The 16848-nt window shown below is 67.2% G+C and carries 14 protein-coding genes, 1 tRNA gene and 1 pseudogene; 8 read left to right on the plus strand and 8 right to left on the minus strand.

All coding sequences use genetic code 11. The features are described 5' to 3' along the window. Positions 1-22: 22 nt before the first annotated feature. The 7 genes and pseudogenes from HT579_08300 to HT579_08330 form a co-directional block, all read right to left on the minus strand. Positions 23-1473 (minus strand): annotated as a pseudogene (locus HT579_08300) (CBS domain-containing protein). A gap of 188 nt (positions 1474-1661) precedes the next feature. Then, on the minus strand, positions 1662-2102 hold the full coding sequence (locus HT579_08305; GenBank protein ID QKS28912.1) for a Na+/H+ antiporter subunit G: 441 nt from the start codon (positions 2100-2102) through the stop codon (positions 1662-1664). Continuing rightward, entirely contained in the window at positions 2099-2368 is a 270-nt protein-coding gene (locus HT579_08310) for a K+/H+ antiporter subunit F (GenBank protein ID QKS28913.1), read from the minus strand. Before HT579_08310 ends, HT579_08305 begins: the two co-directional genes overlap by 4 nt. Next, entirely contained in the window at positions 2362-2853 is a 492-nt protein-coding gene (locus tag HT579_08315; protein QKS31568.1) for a Na+/H+ antiporter subunit E, read from the minus strand. Before HT579_08315 ends, HT579_08310 begins: the two co-directional genes overlap by 7 nt. Then, entirely contained in the window at positions 2853-4364 is a 1512-nt protein-coding gene (locus HT579_08320; GenBank protein QKS31569.1) for a monovalent cation/H+ antiporter subunit D, read from the minus strand. Before HT579_08320 ends, HT579_08315 begins: the two co-directional genes overlap by 1 nt. Then, complete coding sequence (locus tag HT579_08325) at positions 4364-4690, minus strand: Na+/H+ antiporter subunit C (GenBank protein ID QKS28914.1); 327 nt, start codon at positions 4688-4690, stop codon at positions 4364-4366. The genes HT579_08320 and HT579_08325 overlap by 1 nt, the downstream gene beginning before the upstream one ends. Next, on the minus strand, positions 4690-7482 hold the full coding sequence (locus tag HT579_08330) for a monovalent cation/H+ antiporter subunit A (protein ID QKS31570.1): 2793 nt from the start codon (positions 7480-7482) through the stop codon (positions 4690-4692). The genes HT579_08325 and HT579_08330 overlap by 1 nt, the downstream gene beginning before the upstream one ends. A 331-nt stretch (positions 7483-7813) precedes the next feature. On the opposite strand from HT579_08330, the gene phoU reads away from it, so the two are divergent. The 4 genes from phoU to HT579_08350 all read left to right on the plus strand — a co-directional run bounded on the left by phoU (position 7814) and on the right by HT579_08350 (position 12356). Then, on the plus strand, positions 7814-8512 hold the full coding sequence (phoU, locus tag HT579_08335) for a phosphate signaling complex protein PhoU (protein QKS28915.1): 699 nt from the start codon (positions 7814-7816) through the stop codon (positions 8510-8512). Beyond that, complete coding sequence (gene phoB, locus HT579_08340) at positions 8509-9234, plus strand: phosphate regulon transcriptional regulator PhoB (protein ID QKS28916.1); 726 nt, start codon at positions 8509-8511, stop codon at positions 9232-9234. The genes phoU and phoB overlap by 4 nt, the downstream gene beginning before the upstream one ends. Then, the gene (phoR, locus tag HT579_08345; protein ID QKS28917.1) at positions 9231-10589 is read left to right on the plus strand and encodes a phosphate regulon sensor histidine kinase PhoR; all 1359 of its coding nucleotides are present in this window, start codon (positions 9231-9233) and stop codon (positions 10587-10589) included. Before phoB ends, phoR begins: the two co-directional genes overlap by 4 nt. 126 nt (positions 10590-10715) lie before the next feature. Further along, positions 10716-12356, plus strand: coding sequence for an electron transfer flavoprotein-ubiquinone oxidoreductase (locus tag HT579_08350; GenBank protein ID QKS28918.1), 1641 nt, complete (start codon positions 10716-10718; stop codon positions 12354-12356). Positions 12357-12401: 45 nt separating this feature from the next. On the opposite strand, the gene queG is transcribed toward HT579_08350, so the two are convergent. Beyond that, complete coding sequence (gene queG, locus HT579_08355) at positions 12402-13529, minus strand: tRNA epoxyqueuosine(34) reductase QueG (GenBank protein ID QKS28919.1); 1128 nt, start codon at positions 13527-13529, stop codon at positions 12402-12404. Between queG and tsaE the strand changes: the two genes are divergently transcribed. The 4 genes from tsaE to HT579_08375 all read left to right on the plus strand — a co-directional run bounded on the left by tsaE (position 13524) and on the right by HT579_08375 (position 16730). Continuing rightward, on the plus strand, positions 13524-14027 hold the full coding sequence (tsaE, locus tag HT579_08360; GenBank protein QKS28920.1) for a tRNA (adenosine(37)-N6)-threonylcarbamoyltransferase complex ATPase subunit type 1 TsaE: 504 nt from the start codon (positions 13524-13526) through the stop codon (positions 14025-14027). The genes queG and tsaE overlap by 6 nt on opposite strands. Continuing rightward, a complete protein-coding gene (locus HT579_08365; GenBank protein ID QKS28921.1) occupies positions 13982-15352 on the plus strand; it encodes an N-acetylmuramoyl-L-alanine amidase in 1371 nt (456 codons plus the stop codon). The genes tsaE and HT579_08365 overlap by 46 nt, the downstream gene beginning before the upstream one ends. A 130-nt stretch (positions 15353-15482) precedes the next feature. After that, positions 15483-15558: transfer RNA gene (locus HT579_08370), tRNA-Thr, on the plus strand. A gap of 509 nt (positions 15559-16067) precedes the next feature. Next, entirely contained in the window at positions 16068-16730 is a 663-nt protein-coding gene (locus HT579_08375) for an SDR family oxidoreductase (GenBank protein ID QKS28922.1), read from the plus strand. Positions 16731-16848 lie beyond the last annotated feature (118 nt).

Raw genomic sequence — 16848 nt, forward strand, 5'->3', positions numbered from 1 at the left:
GGTTGGGCATGGTGGCTGCGGGTCAGCGCAGCAGATGCAGGGCGAAGTGACGCTTGATGAATTCCTGGAAGTTCTCGACACCCTTGAGTGCCAGTTGCAGTCGACCCAGCTCCATCGTGTTGAGCCGTTCGAGGGCGATGTAGTTGTCTGGCTGGCGTCCCTCGCGCACTGCCTCGACCTGTGCGCGCAGGCGCATCAGCACCAGGAAATCAAAGCTCTCGGAGATGGTCGCTGCCATCTTGCGGTTGATCACCTTGTCCCGGACCAGCGATTCGAGCCGCTGGTGCGTGCTGCCTTCGAGCTTTCCGGCCTGGATCGCCAGCGCCTTGACCCCTTCGGAGATGGCGAATATACCGGCTTTCTTGATTTCGAGCATGCCTGAATGCTCGCCGCCGCTTTCCGCCTTGATGCGGCCGAACCAGCCGATCGGCGGCGCGAAACGCAGGGTGTTCTCGACCATGCGCATGAGGAACAGCTTGTCGCGCCGGACGTGCGTATAGAGCTGGTCCTTCAGTTCCTGCTCGAACGAAGGGTCACCGAAGATGGTGCGGATGTCGACGAAGGTGCCGCAGCTCAGGACATGTTTCGGCGTTGGCGTCTGCAGCCAGCGGGCGAGCTGGTCGCGCCACTTGCCGAGGGGCTGCGCCGCCACTCCTTGTTGCTGGCCATGATGCCGCCGGGGCAGGGCGGGATGCCGATGGCGGTCAGCGAGTCGATCAGTTGCTGCGCAAAGTCCTCGATGCGGCCGATCTCGGCGGCGCCGAGTTCGTCTCCGTAGACGATCGCGTTGTCCTGGTCGGTGAGCAGCGTCTGTTCGCCGCGGCCTTCGCTGCCGAGGACGACGAGGGCGAAGCGCGCCGGCAGGTCGGCGAAGCGGTCCTGGCGCAGCAGGGCGATCAGGCGCAGCAGCACCTGGTCGTTGAGATGCGCGATCATGCGCACCAGGTCGCGCACGCTGCGTGTTCCCGCTCCGCCATCGCTGATGTGCAGCACCAGCCCCTGGATGCGCTCGAAGACGGTCCTGAGCTCCTCGAGGCTGCTCGCCCGCTCGATGTCGAGGACGAGCTGGTGCGGTGTGTTTGACTGCAGCCGGATGATGTCGCTGTCGGTGATGATTCCCGACAGCTTGCCCTTGCCATCGACCACCGCCAGGCGGTGGATGCGCTGGCGCGACATGCGGTAGAGTGCCTCGTAGAGCAGGGCGCTTTCGCGGATGACCGACAGCGGGCTGTTCATGATCGTCCGCACGTCGAGCGTAGACGGGTCGACGCCGGCGGCGACGACCTTGTTGCGCAGATCGCGGTCGGTCATGATGCCCTGCGGCAGCTGGTTCTCGAGGACGATCACGCTGGAGATGTTCTTCTCGCGCATGATTCCGGCGACATCGACGAGCCGGTCGTCGGGCGCGCAGGTGACGACCTCGCGCTGGCAAAAGTCCTTCACCGGGCGAAAGAAATGGCCTTCCTCAGACATCGGGCAGAGTCCTCCCTGTTGTGCGATTGTTGTTTGCCCGCGATGCCGTTCCGGATGAGCCGCACGGGCTGGGTGCGGCGCCTGCCCGCGGGCCGGATTCTATCATCCGCGGACCGCGGTCGAAGCGATGGTTGCCGGCAGACCGGAACCTGTGCCTGCACCGACCGCGCGCCAGGCTGCCGGCGTCCTCACCGATCCGCCGGCGCACTCTCGTCGTTCGCTAGCTGGCATCCGACGTCCGGTTTGTTTGGCGCTGCTTCCCTGTTTTTCGCCCGGTCTGCCGCTTCGTCATCGCCTGCCGCTGCGTCATCGCCTGCCGCGCGCATCTCGCGGCGCACCTGCCGGTGCAACGCCGCCTTCGCGAGCAAATGGGCGGTGATCGGCGCGGTGATGAAGAGGAACAGGAGAATCGCCAGTTCATGCAGGCTGACCGGCGTCGACTCGCTGCCGGAGAAGAAGATCGCCGAGGCGAGCAGGATCGCTCCGACGCCGATGGTGGTCGCCTTGGTCGGTCCGTGCAGCCGGGTCAGGAAATCGGGCAGGCGTGCGAGTCCGAACGAGCCGAGAAAGACGAAGAGGGCGCCGAGCACGATCAGCGCCGCGACGACCATTTCGCTGAGCGGGCTCATTCGATGATGTCGCCGCGCAACAGGAACTTGCACAGCGCAACGGTGCCGACGAAACCGAGCAGTGCCAGCAGCAGCGCGGCCTCGAAGTAGGCGGTGCTGGCGCTGCGGATGCCGAACAGCAGCAGCAGGGCGATGGCGCTGATGCCGAGCGTGTCGAGCGCCAGGATGCGGTCGCAGAGGTCAGGTCCGCGCAGCAGGCGGTAGAGGTTCAGCGCCTGCGCCGCTGCGATGAGCACGAAGGCGATTTCGAGGGCCGCGTTCAGCATGCGAAGATCTCCCGGAGTGGCCGCTCGTAGCGCTCCCTGATCTCGTCGATCAGCGCCTGCGGATCGGCTGCATCGAGGGCATGGACGAGCAGGATCCAGTTGCTCCGGTCGATGTCGATGGCGACCGTACCCGGGGTCAGCGAGACGACGCTGGCCAGCAGCGTCGCGACGAAGGGGTCACGCAGCTCGAGCGGCACTTCGACGAGGGCCGGCGACAGGCGGTGCAGCGGGCCGATGACCTGGCGTGCCACACGCCAGTTGGCGGTGACGATGTCGCAGGCAAAGACGGCGAGGAAACGCAGGGCCGGCAGCGGTCGGACGAGCCGCGGTGGCTGCGGCCAGAACGGCGCCGTCAGCCGCGGCACGACGAGCGCCAACACGCCGCCGAGGACGAGCAGGGCGAGCGACGCCGCGTTGGTGATCAGCACCCAGACGAGAAAGACGGCGAGCGAGAGCAGCGGTCGCGGCAGCAGCCGGTGCTTCATCATCGCGCTCCGTGGCCGGTCGCAGCTGCCCTCGCTCCGAGGACGCCAGCGACGTAGGCGCCCGGCGTCTGCAGCTGGCTGGCGGTGCGTTGCGCGTAGTCGCTCAGCGGGCCGGCAAGGATCGCCAGCAATGGTGCCGCAGCGACCAGCAGCAGGGTGGCGGTTGCCCGCTGCCAGTTGACCGCCGCTGTCGGTTGCGGTGGACGTTCGAGTGGCCGTTTCCAGAGCAGGATGCAGCCCTGGCGGGCGAGCGCCGCCATCACCAGGAAACCGGCGCCGAGGAGAACGATCCAGGTGACGGCGCCTGCCGCGGTCTGGCGCAGCGCGCTCAGCAGCATCAGCTTGCCGACGAAGCCGGCGAACGGGGGCAACCCGGCACTGCTAGCGGCGACGACGAGAAAAGCCAGTTTCACCCAGGTGGCGGTCGGTGGGCCGGCGCGGAAATCGTCGCCGCAGTCGCCGCGCTGCACGGCGACGATTCCGGCGATGAGGAAGAAGGCGGCGCCGGTCAGCGTCGATTGCAGCAGATAATAGATCGCCGCCGCGACGGCCCGCTCGTCGGTGGCGGCCGGCACCAGCAGCAGGCTGCCGGCCGAGAGCAGCACCAGCCAGGCGGCCATTGCCCGCAGGCGGTCGGCAGTGAGCGCGCCGAGCGCAGCGAAGACGATGGTCGCCAGCGCCAGGGTCGTCAGCCAGCCGGCGAGGAGATCGGGCATGGCCGGCGCCAGCGCCACCGCCTGCACGCGCAGGATGGCGACGATGCCGACCTTCGTCATGATCGCAAACAGCGCTGCAACCGGCGCCCCGGCCGCGCCATAGGTCGGCGGCAGCCAGAAGGACAGCGGCAGCAGGCCGGCCTTGAGGGCGAAGACGGCGAGCAGCAGGGCAAAGGCGAGGCGCGGGAGCGCAGCGTCGTGTCCGGTCTGCGTCAGGCGACTCGCCATGTCCGCCAGGTTGAGGGTGCCGAGCGTGCCGTAGAGCAGCCCGAGGGCAATCAGGAACAGCGCCGAGCCGATGAGGTTGAGGACGACGTAGCTGATGCCGGCGCGCGTCCGCGCCATGCCGCCGCCATGTGCCAGCAGTGTGTACGAGGCAAGCAGCATGACCTCGAAGAAGACGAAGAGGTTGAACAGATCGCCGGTCAGGAAGGCGCCGCAAAGACCGACGAGCTGCAACTGGAAGAGGGGGTGGAAGTGCTGCCCGCGCTCGTCGAAGCCGGCGCTGGCATAGAGCAGGGTCGCCAGGCCGAGGATGGCGCAGAGGAGGGTCATCATCGCCGCCAGGCGATCGACGACGAGGACGATGCCATAGGGTGCCGGCCAGTCGCCAAGCGCGTAGACACGCAGCAGACCGTCGTCGCTGAGCGCGGTCAGCCAGGCGCTGGCGAACAGCAGGAGAACGCTGGCGCAGAGTCCGATGGCGCGCTGCCAGGCGAGGCGGTTCCATGCCATCTGCAGCAGGGCGGCGGCAAAGGGGATGAGGATCGGCAGGATCGGCAGGTGGGCGCGCATCATGAGTTCCTGCCGGGGTCGACATGGTCGTCGCCCGATTCCGCCAGTGCGCGCAGGGCGAGCATCGCCAGGTAGCCCGTCATGCCGAAGCCGATGACGATCGCCGTCAGTACCAGTGCCTGCGGCAGCGGATCGGTATAGCTGGCGCCGGCACGGATCAGCGGTGGCGCGTCGAGCTGCAGGCGGCCGCTGGCGAACAGGAAGAGGTTCACGGCGTAGGAGAGGAGGGTGAGACCGAGCAGCACCGGAAAGGTCCGCGCGCGCAGGATCAGAAAGACGCCACAGGCGGTGAGGACCGCGATGGCGGTCGCCAGCAGCGCTTCCATCAGGCCTGTCCCTCGCTGCCGGTGTGTGCGCGCAGCGACAGGCGGCCCAGTCCCGAGAGGATGGTGACCACGACGGTGACGACGACGACATAGACGCCGAGGTCGAAGACCATCGCCGTCGCCAGTTCGATGTCGCCGAGCAGCGGCAGGTGAACGTGCCCGTGTGCGCTGGTCAGGAAGGGGCGGCCGAACGGCCAGCTCGCGACGCCGATGCCGGCCGCCAGCAGCAGGCCCAGCGCGAGCAGCGCTGGCGGCTTCTGCGGCAGGCGTGGCTGGGCGAAATCGATGCCGTTGGCGAGATACTGCAGGATCAGCGCGACGCTGGTGATCAGGCCGGCGACGAAGCCGCCGCCGGGCACGTTGTGGCCGCGCAGGAAGATGTATACCGAGACGGTCAGCGCCAGTGGCAGCAGCGGGCGCATCAGCATGGCGAGAAACAGCGGATGCACGTCACTTGCCCAGCGGCGACCTTCCGCGTCGTGCGCCGGCGCTCGCAGCGTCAGCCGGTCGAGCAGCGCCTGCGAGGCGAGCGCGACCATCGCCAGGACGGTGATCTCGCCGAGGGTGTCGAAGCCGCGGAAATCGACCAGGATGACATTGACCACGTTGGCGCCGCCGCCTCCCGGAACCGACTGCTGCAGGTAGAAGCCGGAGATCGAGGCCAACGGCGCGCTGAGCATCAGCAGCGTCAGCAGCCCCATGCCAGAACCCGCCAACAGCGCCAGAACGAGGTCGCGAACCAGCCGCGGCGCGCTGCTCTTCGGCGCGCTGCGTGGCGGCAGATAGTAGAGCACGAGGAGCATCAGGATGATCGTCCCCATCTCGACCGCCAACTGCGTCAGTGCCAGGTCCGGCGCCGACAGGCGGATGAAGGTCAGCGTCACCGCGAGACCGACGAGGCTGACCAGAATCACCGCCAGCAGCCGCTCGCGGTAGAGTGCCGTCGCACCGACGGCACCGAGCAGAAGGACGCAGAGGGCGGCGACCGCGGCTTCGTCGGCGACCAGCCCCGGCACACGAATGCCGCCGCCGGCCGGCCCGGAGACATATCCCCAGGTTCCAAGCAGGACGACGAAGGCGAAGAGCAGCGCCGCGTAGCGCTGCAGCGAACCGTTGTCCAGCAGCGCGACGCCGCGCCCGGCGCTGAGACTGAGGAAGCGGTAGAAACGCTCGAAAGCGGTGCGCGCGTGCATGCGCGGCAACTGCTCCTGCCAGGCGAACAGCGGCCGGCGCAGGGAGTAGATGAGGACGCCGCCGGCGAGTGCCAGCAGGCTCATCAGCAGTGGCTGGTTGAACCCGTGCCAGAGTGCCAGGTGGAAGTCAGGCAGCGGTCCCTGCAGCGTCGCGCCGGCCGCCGCGTCGAGCAGGGGCGCCACCGTCCACGCCGGCAGGACGCCGACCAGCAGGCACAGCAGCACCAGCAGTTCGATCGGTGCGCGCATCCAGCGTGGTGGCTCGTGCGGCTGGCGGGGCAGATCGATCGGCTCGCCGTTGAAGAACACGTCGTGCACAAAACGCGCCGAGTAGGCGACGGCGAGCATGCCGGCGACCGTTGCCAGCAGCGGCAGCGCCCAACTGATCGGTTCGGCGTAGCGGACGGTCTCGGCGAAGAACATCTCCTTGCTCAGGAAGCCGTTGAGCAGCGGCACGCCGGCCATCGAGCCGGCGGCGATGATCGCCAGCGTGGCGGTGATCGGCATGTAGCGGAACATGCCGTTGACCCGGCGCATGTCGCGCGTGCCGCATTCGTGATCGACGATGCCGGCGGCCATGAACAGCGAGGCCTTGAAGATGGCGTGGTTGATGATGTGGAAGATGCCCGCAATCACCGACAGCGGCGTGTCGAGGCCGAAGAGCAGGGTGATCAGACCGAGGTGGCTGATGGTCGAATAGGCGAGCAGGCCCTTGATGTCATTGCGGAAGAGCGCGATCGCCGCGGCATAGACGAGGGTCACCGCACCGGTGCCGCCGACCAGCCAGAACCACAGATCGCTGCTGCCGAGGGCTGGGTAGAGGCGGGCGAGGAGGAAGACCCCGGCCTTGACCATCGTCGCCGAATGCAGGTAGGCCGACACCGGCGTCGGTGCTGCCATGGCATTCGGCAGCCAGAAGTGGAAGGGAAACTGCGCCGACTTGGTGAACGCGCCGAGCAGGATCAGGATCAGCGCCGGCGCGTACAGCGGGTCGGAGCGAATCCGCGCACCGGCCTCGAGGACCACCGACAGTTCGTAGCTGCCGACGATCTCGCCGAGCAGCAGAACGCCGGCGAAGAGCGTCAGACCACCGCCGCCGGTGACCGCCAGCGCCATGCGCGCGCTGATGCGTGACTCGTGCTTGTCGCTGCGGTAGGCGACGAGGAGAAACGAGGAGAGGCTCGTGACCTCCCAGAAGACGAGCAGCAGCAGCAGGTTCTCGGCCAGCACGACGCCGAGCATGGCGGCCATGAACAGCAGCAGGATCGAGTAGAAACGCCCGAGCCGGTCCGTCTCCGGCAGGTACCAGGCGGCATACAGGACGACGAGCATGCCGATGCCGAGAATCAGCAGGCAGAAGAGCAGACCGAGGCCGTCGAGCCGCAGGCTGAAGTCGAGTCCCCAGGCCGGCAGCCAGGCGACCCGGAAGATCTGCGTCTGGTCGGCGAAGGCGGCGGCGGCCAGACGCAGCAGCAGCCCGAGACAGCCCGCCATGACCGCGGCAGCTGCGAGTGCCGCGACCGCCCTGCCGTAGCGCTGCAGCAGCAGCGGCAACAGGCAGCCGGCGAAGGCGAGAGCCGGAATGGCCGCGAGCAGCAGGCTCGAATCGCGGGGAAGCTCCATTGCCGAAGCGCCAGTCGAGGATGTCGGAAGCGCCATTATAGGGGTCATTGTGGGCAGAAGCGGCCACTCGCCGTTCTGGCGTGGATCGTCGCCGCTCCTGCCGGTGCACAGTCGCAGCAGCCGATCGCGCGCGTTGCGTCCCGGTCTGCTGGCGACGATTCCTGCAGCAGCACCCGCCTGCGCGTCGGGCGCCGTTGCGCGCCAGCCGGGAGGCGGGCCTGCTCGCCCGTCATTGTCCCGTAACATTGGGGGCCTAAGCTGCGCCGGTCGAGCCTCCTTTCCGCAACCCGAAGCGAGTCCATGCACCATGAGCGATCACCTGAGCAAACAATTCGATCTCGAACTCGAGAACATCCGGACCCGCATCCTGCAGATGGGCGGCCTCGTCGAAAGGCAGGTGCTGGCGGCGGTGGATGCCTTCAGCAGCGGCAACCTCGACGAAATGCAGCAGGTCATCGGCAACGATCGCGAGGTCGATGCGCTCGAGGTGGGCATCGACGAGGACTGCACGCTGCTGATCGCCCGGCGGCAGCCGACGGCGCGTGATCTGCGGCTGGTGATGGCGATCTCGCGCATCGTTACCGATCTCGAGCGCGTGGGCGACAAGGCGTCGAAGATTGCCCGCATGTCGCAGAAGCTGCATCAGTCGGGCGCGCAGCGCATTCCGCGGCTGTCCGACGTGCATCACTGCGGGCGGCTGGCGAGCGACATGTTGCAGGGCTCGCTCGATTCGCTGGCACGCATGGACGTGGACGCCGCCCGCCGGGTGATCGGCGCCGACAAGGCGATCGACGCCGCTTTCAACGCCATCCTGCGGCAGTTGATCACCTACATGATGGAGGATCCGCGAACCATCAGCGAGGCGCTCGACATCATCTGGATCGCCAAGGCGATCGAGCGCGTCGGCGACCACGCGACGAACATCGCCGAGAACGTGATCTACATCGTCAGTGGCATCGACATCCGGCACAGCGCGGTCGCCGCCAGCAAGACGGACGAAGCATGACGCGCAGCGAAGCCGCTCGGGCGCAGGTTCTTGTCGTCGAGGACGACAAGGGAATCCAGGAACTGCTGCGCTTCACGCTCGTCTGCGGCGGCTACCAGCCGGTCTGCGTGGACACGGCCGAGCAGGCGGAGATCCAGCTTGCCGGGACGCTGCCGGACCTGGCACTGATAGACTGGATGCTGCCCGGCAAGTCGGGCCTGGTGCTGACGCGCAAGCTGCGTGGCGAGCGGCGGACGCGGCGGCTGCCGATCATCATCCTGACCGCGCGCGGCGAGGAGGCCGATCGCGTTGCCGGGCTCGAAGGCGGTGCCGACGACTACATCGTCAAACCGTTCAGCCCGAAGGAACTGATGGCGCGCGTCCAGTCGGTACTGCGCCGCTGTGCGCCCGAGTTCGCGGCCGGAACGATGACGGTCGGGCAACTCGCGCTCGATACCGTGGCCTACGAGGCGCGCGTCGCGGGCCAGCGGATCAACCTGACGCCGACCGAATTCCGCCTGTTGCGATTCCTGATGGCCAATCCCGGACGCGTCTACTCGCGCCAGCAACTGCTTGACAGCGTTTGGGGCGACCATGTGTATATCGAGGACCGCACGGTGGACATCCACATCCGCCGCCTGCGTGTCGCGCTCGGGCCGGCTGCCGAACATCTGGTGGAGACGGTGCGCGGTGCAGGCTACAAGCTCAGCGCCCAGCCAGGGTCACCGCCGGGCGCGGCATGACTGGAGCCGGTCGCTGGTGCACGCGCATCGTTCTCACCGGTGTACTGCCGGTGGTCGGCCTCGCTCTGCTGGTAGCGGCGATCCATGGTGTCACCTGGGGCTGGGCGGTGGCAGCCGTCGGCTTCATGCTCGTCGTCATGCTGCAGACACGCCGGCTGGCATTGCTCGCGGTCTGGATCGACGGCCCGCAGCCAGCCGAGGTGCCCGACTCGGGCGGTGCCTGGGGCGAGGTGTTCCGCAAGCTGGCGCGCAAGCTTCGTTTGGACGCACGCGCACTGGCCGAGGTCGAGGCCAGCCTGCGCTCGTTCAGCGAGGCCATGGACGCCGTCCCCGATGGACTCGTGGTGCTTACCGACGATCATCAGGTGCAGTGGGCCAATCGCGCTGCCGGCGAGCACCTGGGAATCCGGCTGCCGCGTGATCGCGGGGCGATCATCGAGCAACTCGTGCGCGCGCCGGGCTTTGCCGAATACCTCGGCAGTCCGGCCGGGCAGTCCCCCTTCATCCTGCAGTCGGCGGCGGCGCGCAGCCGGGTGTATTCGCTGCGCGCGGTGCCGCTGGGCGAATGCAATACCCTGCTGGTCAGCCTCGACGTCACCGACGCCAGGCGCGTCGAGGCGATGCGCAGCACCTTCGTCGCCAACGTCTCGCACGAGCTGCGCACGCCGCTGACGGTGGTCAGCGGTTTCCTCGAGCACTTCGGCGACGAAAGCGCGATGAGCGCCGAGGAACGGCAACACTTTGCCCGCCTGATGAGCGAGCAGACACGGCGCATGCTGAGCCTGGTAGACGACCTGCTGACGCTGTCGCGCCTCGAGGCGGAAGACGCGCCCGCCAGCGAGGAAGACATCGACATGGCCGACCTGCTGGCACAACTCCGTGCCGAGGCAGAGAGCCTCAGCGCCGGCCGCCATTGCCTGCAGGTCAGTTGCAGGGGGCCCGGCTTGCGCGGCAACCGCAATGAACTCCACAGCGCCTTCGGCAATCTGGTGTCGAACGCCATCCGCTACACGCCGGCCGGCGGCGAAATCCGCGTCAGGTGGAAGCTGCGCTCCGGTGTCGGCGTCTTCTCGGTTCGCGACTCGGGCGTCGGCATCGCCGCCGAACACCTTCCTCGCCTGACCGAGCGCTTCTACCGCGTCGATCGCGGTCGCTCGCGCGACACCGGCGGTACCGGTCTCGGGCTGGCCATCGTCAAGCACATCCTGCTGCGCCATCAGGCGGCACTGGTCATTGATTCGGAACCCGGTGCGGGCAGCAATTTTCGCGCCGAGTTCCCCGAGTGGCGGCTGCGGCCGCAACTGTCGACCGCGGCGCAGGCGGACGGCGAGGCTGAGGTGCCGGCCGGTCGTTGACCGAGTTCCCGGACTGCGGTATACGACGAATCTGGGTAGTCCGCCGGCTGTGGCCTTGTCCGGCGAGGCTCCGCTGCGGGCCCGCGGGGGGCTGCCGACTCGATCGAGAAACCAAGGGGAGCGGTGATGGAACGGGAAGCTATGGAGTATGACGTGGTGGTTGTCGGAGCCGGTCCGGCGGGACTGAGCGCCGCCATCCGCCTCAAGCAGTTGAATCCGGAATGGTCGGTGATGGTGCTGGAAAAGGGTTCCGAGGTGGGGGCCCACATCCTCTCCGGTGCGCTTTTCGAGGCCCGGGCGCTCGACGAGTTGCTGCCCGACTGGCAGACCCGCGGTGCGCCGGTGACGACACCGGTGTGCGAGGATCAGGTCTTTCTCTATCGCAGCGAGACCTCGGCCGTCCGCCTGCCGGGTTTTGCCGTTCCGGCGCCGATGCACAACGATGGCAACTGGGTCATCAGCCTCGGCTCGCTCTGTCGCTGGCTGGCCGAGCAGGCGGAGGCTCTGGGCGTCGAGATCTTCCCGGGCTTTGCTGCTGCCGAACTGCTCTACCACGACGACGGTTCGCTGAAGGGGGTGGCAACCGGCGACATGGGACGCGACAAGCATGGCGAGCCAAAGGACAGCTTCCAGCCGGGGCTCGAACTGCACGCCCGCTACACGCTCCTTGCCGAAGGTTCGCGCGGGCAACTGGGCAAGGAGCTGATCGCCCATTACGATCTCGCTGCCGCTGCGACCGCCCAGCACTATGGTCTCGGCATCAAGGAACTGTGGGAGATCGACCCCGCGAAGCACCGGCCCGGGCTGGTCGTGCATGGCGCCGGCTGGCCGCTGAGCGAACACGGCGCCACCGGCGGCTCCTTCCTCTACCATCTCGATGACCGGCAGGTGGTCGTCGGGCTGATCGCCGACCTCAACTATGCCAACCCGTACCTGTCGCCGTTCGAGGAGTTCCAGCGTTTCAAGCGGCAGTCCGAGATCAGGAAATACCTCGATGGCGGCAAGCGGCTGTGCTACGGAGCGCGGGCGATCACCAAGGGGGGGTTCAACAGCCTGCCGAAACAGAGCTTCCCCGGCGGCCTGCTGCTCGGTTGCGATGCCGGCACGCTCAACTTCGCCAAGATCAAGGGCATCCACACGGCGATGAAGTCGGGAATGCTCGCTGCCGAAACGGTCGCTGCCGCGCTGCAGGCGGGTGACCAGGGGCGCAGCGATCTCGTCGGGTATGCCGCGGCTTTTCGCGAGTCGTGGCTGTACAGCGAACTCCACCAGGCGCGCAACTTCGGACCGGCGCTGCACAAGTTCGGCACCTTCCTCGGTGGTGCCTTCAACTGGATCCAGCACAACCTCTGTGGCGGCCGCATGTTCTTCACGCTGAAGGATCGCAGCAGTGACCACGGGCAACTGGCGCCCGCCTCCCGATTCCAGCCGATCGAGTACGAACGGCCGGACGGCAAGCTGACCTTCGACCGGCTGTCTTCGGTGTTCATGTCGAACACCGCGCACGAGGAAGAGCAACCGGTCCATCTGCAACTGCTCGACAGCAGCAAGGCGATCGCCATCAACTACCGCGAATACGCGTCGCCGGAGCAGCGCTACTGTCCGGCCGGGGTGTACGAGATCGTCGAGGAAGAGGCCGGCCCACGTCTGCAGATCAACGCTTCGAATTGCCTGCACTGCAAGACCTGCGACATCAAGGATCCGACACAGAACATCCGCTGGGTCGCTCCGGAAGGGGGCGGCGGTCCGAACTATCCCAACATGTGAGTCCGCCTCGCCGGCGGCCTGGCGTCCGCCTGCAGGGCCTGGCCGTCAGCCCGCCTCGCCGTGGCGGGCCAGGGCCCAGCTGACGTGCTCGCGCACCAGCGCCGACGGGTGGTCGAGCCGCGAGCGGAGCGCGGCGACGATCCCGGGGGTGCCGCGGCGGGAGTTGCCGAGGGCGACGGCCACGTTGCGCAGCCAGCGCTCGTGACCGATGCGGCGGATGGCGCTGCCCGCCAGGCGACTGTCGAATTCGCTTGCAGTCCACGCGAAGAGCGTTGCCAGTGGCGTCGCGTCGAGGCCGTTGCGGACGGCGAAATCGGCGTCGCCGAGGTGGGCAAAGCGGTTCCACGGGCAGCCGAGCTGGCAGTCGTCGCAACCGTAGATGCGGTTCCCGATCAGCGGACGCAGCGGCAGCGGGATGGCGCCGCGCAGTTCGATCGTCAGGTACGAGATGCACAGGCGGGCGTCGACCTCGTAGGGGGCGACGATCGCCGCCGTCGGGCAGACGTCGAGGCAGCGGCGACAGTCACCACAATGATCAACAGCGGGCGGGTCGGCGGCCAGTGGCAGGGTGCAGTAGATCTCGCCGAGAAAATGCCACGAGCCCTCGCGCGTCAGTGAGAGGGTATGCTTGCCGCGCCAGCCGACTCCCGACTGGCGCGCGAACTCGGTCTCGAGCACCGGTGCCGAGTCCGAGAAGACGCGGCAGCGGCAGGGCTGGCCGAGCGCTGCGGCGGCTTCCTGCAGGCGTGCGGCGAGCTTCTGCAGGCGGCCGCGCACCGTCCTGTGGTAGTCGCGGCCGAGGGCATAGCGCGAGACGTAGCCGAGCCGGTCGTCGGCCAGCACCGCCGCGGCATCGGCGGCTGCCTCCGGGAGGTACGGCAGGCGGGCCGAGATCACCGTCCGCACGCCGGGCAGCAGTGCCTGCGGTGCCAGGCGCAGCGGCGCATGTTTGGCCATATAATCCATCGCCCCGTGCCGCCCCAGTGCGAGCCAGCGCAGCAGCCCTGGTGCCGCTGCCGACAGGTCGATGCCGCTGATGCCGATGGCGGCGAAGCCGAGTTCAGTTGCCCAGGCCCTGATCCGGCGCGGCAGCCCGGCCACGTCGCTGGCGGTCTCCGGCAACGCGCCGCCTGCTGCTTGCTGATCACCTGTTTCGGAGTTCTCTTCGTGCATAGTCCGGATGATAACCAGTCCGCACTGCGCCTGCACCTGCCGGACGCAGCCGCCACCGCGCGCGTCGGCGGTGCCCTGGCGCCGTTGCTCAAGCCGGGAATGGTCGTTGCGCTGGACGGCGACCTCGGCGCCGGCAAGACCACCCTGGTGCGCGCGTTGCTGCGCGCCTGCGGCCACCGCGGTCCCGTCAAAAGCCCTACGTATGCGCTGGTTGAAATTTATGTGATTTCGAGGATATACTTCTATCACTTTGATTTCTATCGTTTCAACTTTCCGGAAGAGTTTCTGGATGCTGGGCTTGGCGAGTATTTCCGCGACGATGCCGTTTGCCTGGTCGAATGGCCGCAGAATGCGGCCGGGTACATGCCCACGGCAGACCTCGTGTTGCGCCTGCACTTCGCGCAGCGGGCAAGGGAACTGGAGATCGTCGCCGGCAGCGAGGAGGGTCGAGAATGTCTGATGGCGCTGAGGAGCGGCTGGTCGCCCGCCGCCGGCTGATCAAGTTTACCGGGGCGTCACTGCTGTTGACGGTGAGCCCGCTGTCGCAGGCGGCGTCCGGCCGCGCGGCCAGCATCATGGCGGTGCGCGTCTGGCCGGCAGCCGACTACACCCGGGTGACGATCGAGCACAGCGCGCCGCTGAAATACACCCATTTCCTGGTCAGGGATCCCGATCGTCTGGTGGTGGACCTCGAGGGCGTCGAGTTCAACGGCGTCCTCGACGGGCTGGCGGGCAAGGTCGCCGCCGATGACCCCAACATCCGCCTGCTGCGCGCCGGGCGTCACAAGCCGGGCGTCGTTCGCGTGGTGATGGAACTCAAGGGAGAGGCCAACCCGCAGGTCTTCGAGCTGTCGCCAGTCGGCAGCTACGGGCACCGGCTGGTGCTCGATGTCTATCCGTTGAATCCACCCGATCCGCTGCTCTCGTTGCTCGACCGCAGCGAGGCGTCGCCGGCGATGGTCGAGAGCAGGACCGCCAGCCGGCCGGAAAGCCGCAGCGAGGCGCGGGTTGAGGCCGTGGCCGAGAACCGGCGAGCATTGAAGAGTGAGCAGGCGCCCGCCGAACAGAAGACAGCAGGCAGGAGTCAGGGCCGGCCGGTGGTCGATCGCCTGGTGACCATCACCCTCGATCCCGGGCACGGCGGCGAGGATCCGGGCGCAGTCGGCAGCGGTGGCAGCTACGAGAAGAACGTGACGCTGGCCGTTGCACGGCGGCTGAAGGCGAAGATCGAGGCAGAGCCGAACATGCGCGCGGTCCTCACCCGTGACGCCGACTACTTGGTGCCGCTGCAGGCGCGCGTGCAGAAGGCGCGCCGGATCCAGTCGGACCTTTTCGTCTCGATCCATGCCGACGCGTTCGTCCGGCCGGATGCCAACGGTTCGTCGGTCTTCGTCCTCTCGGAGAGCGGCGCCTCGAGTTCGGCCGCGCGTTATCTGGCACAGAAGGAAAACGCCGCCGACCTGATCGGCGGGGTGAACATCGATGTCAAGGATCCAGTGCTGGCGCGGACGCTGCTCGACCTCTCGCAGACGGCGACGATCAACGACAGTCTCAAGCTCGGCAAGGCCGTGCTCGGTGAGATCGGCGGCATCAACCGCCTGCACAAGGCGAACGTCGAGCAGGCGGGATTTGCCGTCCTCAAGGCGCCCGACATCCCGTCGATCCTGATCGAGACGGCGTTCATCTCGAACCCCGAGGAGGAGAAGAAGCTGAACGACGACGCCTATCAGGACAGGATGGCCGAGGCGATCCTCTCGGGGATCCGCAAGTATTTTGCCAAGAACCCGCCGCTGGCCAAGTCGAGGCTGGCGAGGCTCGACTGACGCGGCGGTGCGCAGGCTGCGGCGCCGGTCGCCAAGGGGCGGTTCGTGCCAGCAGACAGGAACAAGGGGTTCCAAAAGCCCGCAGGCACTGCTAGAATCGCGCTCCTGCATGGGTGGTAGCCATCGCCGTGCCGCTGTAGCTCAGTCGGTAGAGCAGCGCATTCGTAATGCGTAGGTCCCCAGTTCGATTCCGGGCAGCGGCACCACAAAGAATCAAGCACTTGGCCTCGGTCGCAAGCCGGGGCTTTTTTGCGGGGTTACGCCGGGGTTACATTTGCCGTTTTTGCTTCGTGGTTTTGCCCGCCGTACCGGATCCCGTTTCCGGCCCAGTTGGCGCTTCTTGACCGCCACCGCCAGCAGCATCGCGTTGCCCTTGACGACCCTTCGCCGTTACGCAGTAGCGCCTGGCGCCGGGTGCCCGTGGCTTGACCAGGGGCGCAAGACCCTTGCAATCCGCATTGGTACCGCCGTCGAGGGACTTCATTACGCAACGAGGTTTAGCTGCGGCGGATGCACCAGCGGTTGGCCTCGTCGCTTTCGGCGCGGCAGATGGACGCAAACGCAATTCGTTGGGGAAGCACTGATTCGATAGCCCCCGTGGACGATGCCCTTGGTATGATCTGCACGTCGCCGCTGATGGGATTGTGACGCCTATGGCGGCAAGGCATGGGCACCGAAGCGCGGGGTTCGAGACGGATCGAAGAGGAGGAGCGGTATGGGCGTATCAGTCGTCACAGGTGCCAATCGTGGAATCGGCCTTGAGTTCGCGCGACAGCTCAAGGCACGCGGAGCGAGCGTGGTTGCGGTCTGTCGCCAGCACTCGCCGGGGCTTGACGCGCTCGGGGTGCGCGTCGAAAGTCCGATCAACCTGACCGACCCTCTGGCGTGGCCCAAGCTCGCCGAACGGCTCGCACACGACGAGATTGACCTCCTGATTCACAACGCAGGATTGCTCGTTGCCGACTCCCTCGAAGAGGTCGCTGCCGACCAAGTTCGCGCGCAGTTCGAAGTGAACGCCATGGCGCCACTCTTTCTCACGAGGGCCCTCTCGTCCCGCCTGCATCCGGGCTCGAAGGTCGCGCTCATCACCAGTCGCATGGGCTCCATGGGCGACAACACCTCCGGAGCATGCTATGGCTACCGTATGAGCAAGGCTGCGCTCAATGCGGCCGGTGTCTCCCTCGCCCACGACCTCAAGCCGCGAGGGGTCGCTGTGGTCATCCTGCACCCAGGCTTTGTGCGCACCAAGATGACCGGCGGCCACGGCCAGATCGATCCGGACGAGTCCGTTCGCGGGCTCCTGCAGCGCATCGACGAACTCAAGATCGAGACCACTGGAAGATTCCTGCACCAGAATGGCGAAATCCTGCCGTGGTGAAGTAGTCCCCTGGTCCCACGGCGGTCATGGTCCGCTGACGGCCACAACCAGGCGGTGGAGGCTTTTCTCGAAAGGCGACGTTGACCGGGCCGTTCAGAGCGCAAGCAGCCATCCGACC

Source organism: Candidatus Accumulibacter similis (genome assembly GCA_013347225.1).
Classification (GTDB): Bacteria; Pseudomonadota; Gammaproteobacteria; order Burkholderiales; family Rhodocyclaceae; genus Accumulibacter; species Accumulibacter similis.

What these genes read in the sequence shown, in the direction of transcription:
- phoR (QKS28917.1), top strand. Translation starts at nt 9,231, where the DNA reads ATGACTGGAGCCGGTCGCTGGTGCACGCGCATCGTTCTCACCGGTGTA.
- HT579_08350 (QKS28918.1), top strand. Translation starts at nt 10,716, where the DNA reads ATGGAACGGGAAGCTATGGAGTATGACGTGGTGGTTGTCGGAGCCGGT.
- queG (QKS28919.1), bottom strand. Translation starts at nt 13,529, where the DNA reads ATGCACGAAGAGAACTCCGAAACAGGTGATCAGCAAGCAGCAGGCGGC.
- HT579_08305 (QKS28912.1), bottom strand. Translation starts at nt 2,102, where the DNA reads ATGAGCCCGCTCAGCGAAATGGTCGTCGCGGCGCTGATCGTGCTCGGC.
- phoU (QKS28915.1), top strand. Translation starts at nt 7,814, where the DNA reads ATGAGCGATCACCTGAGCAAACAATTCGATCTCGAACTCGAGAACATC.
- HT579_08375 (QKS28922.1), top strand. Translation starts at nt 16,068, where the DNA reads ATGGGCGTATCAGTCGTCACAGGTGCCAATCGTGGAATCGGCCTTGAG.
- HT579_08310 (QKS28913.1), bottom strand. Translation starts at nt 2,368, where the DNA reads ATGCTGAACGCGGCCCTCGAAATCGCCTTCGTGCTCATCGCAGCGGCG.
- HT579_08325 (QKS28914.1), bottom strand. Translation starts at nt 4,690, where the DNA reads ATGGAAGCGCTGCTGGCGACCGCCATCGCGGTCCTCACCGCCTGTGGC.
- HT579_08365 (QKS28921.1), top strand. Translation starts at nt 13,982, where the DNA reads ATGTCTGATGGCGCTGAGGAGCGGCTGGTCGCCCGCCGCCGGCTGATC.
- HT579_08315 (QKS31568.1), bottom strand. Translation starts at nt 2,853, where the DNA reads ATGAAGCACCGGCTGCTGCCGCGACCGCTGCTCTCGCTCGCCGTCTTT.
- phoB (QKS28916.1), top strand. Translation starts at nt 8,509, where the DNA reads ATGACGCGCAGCGAAGCCGCTCGGGCGCAGGTTCTTGTCGTCGAGGAC.
- HT579_08320 (QKS31569.1), bottom strand. Translation starts at nt 4,364, where the DNA reads ATGCGCGCCCACCTGCCGATCCTGCCGATCCTCATCCCCTTTGCCGCC.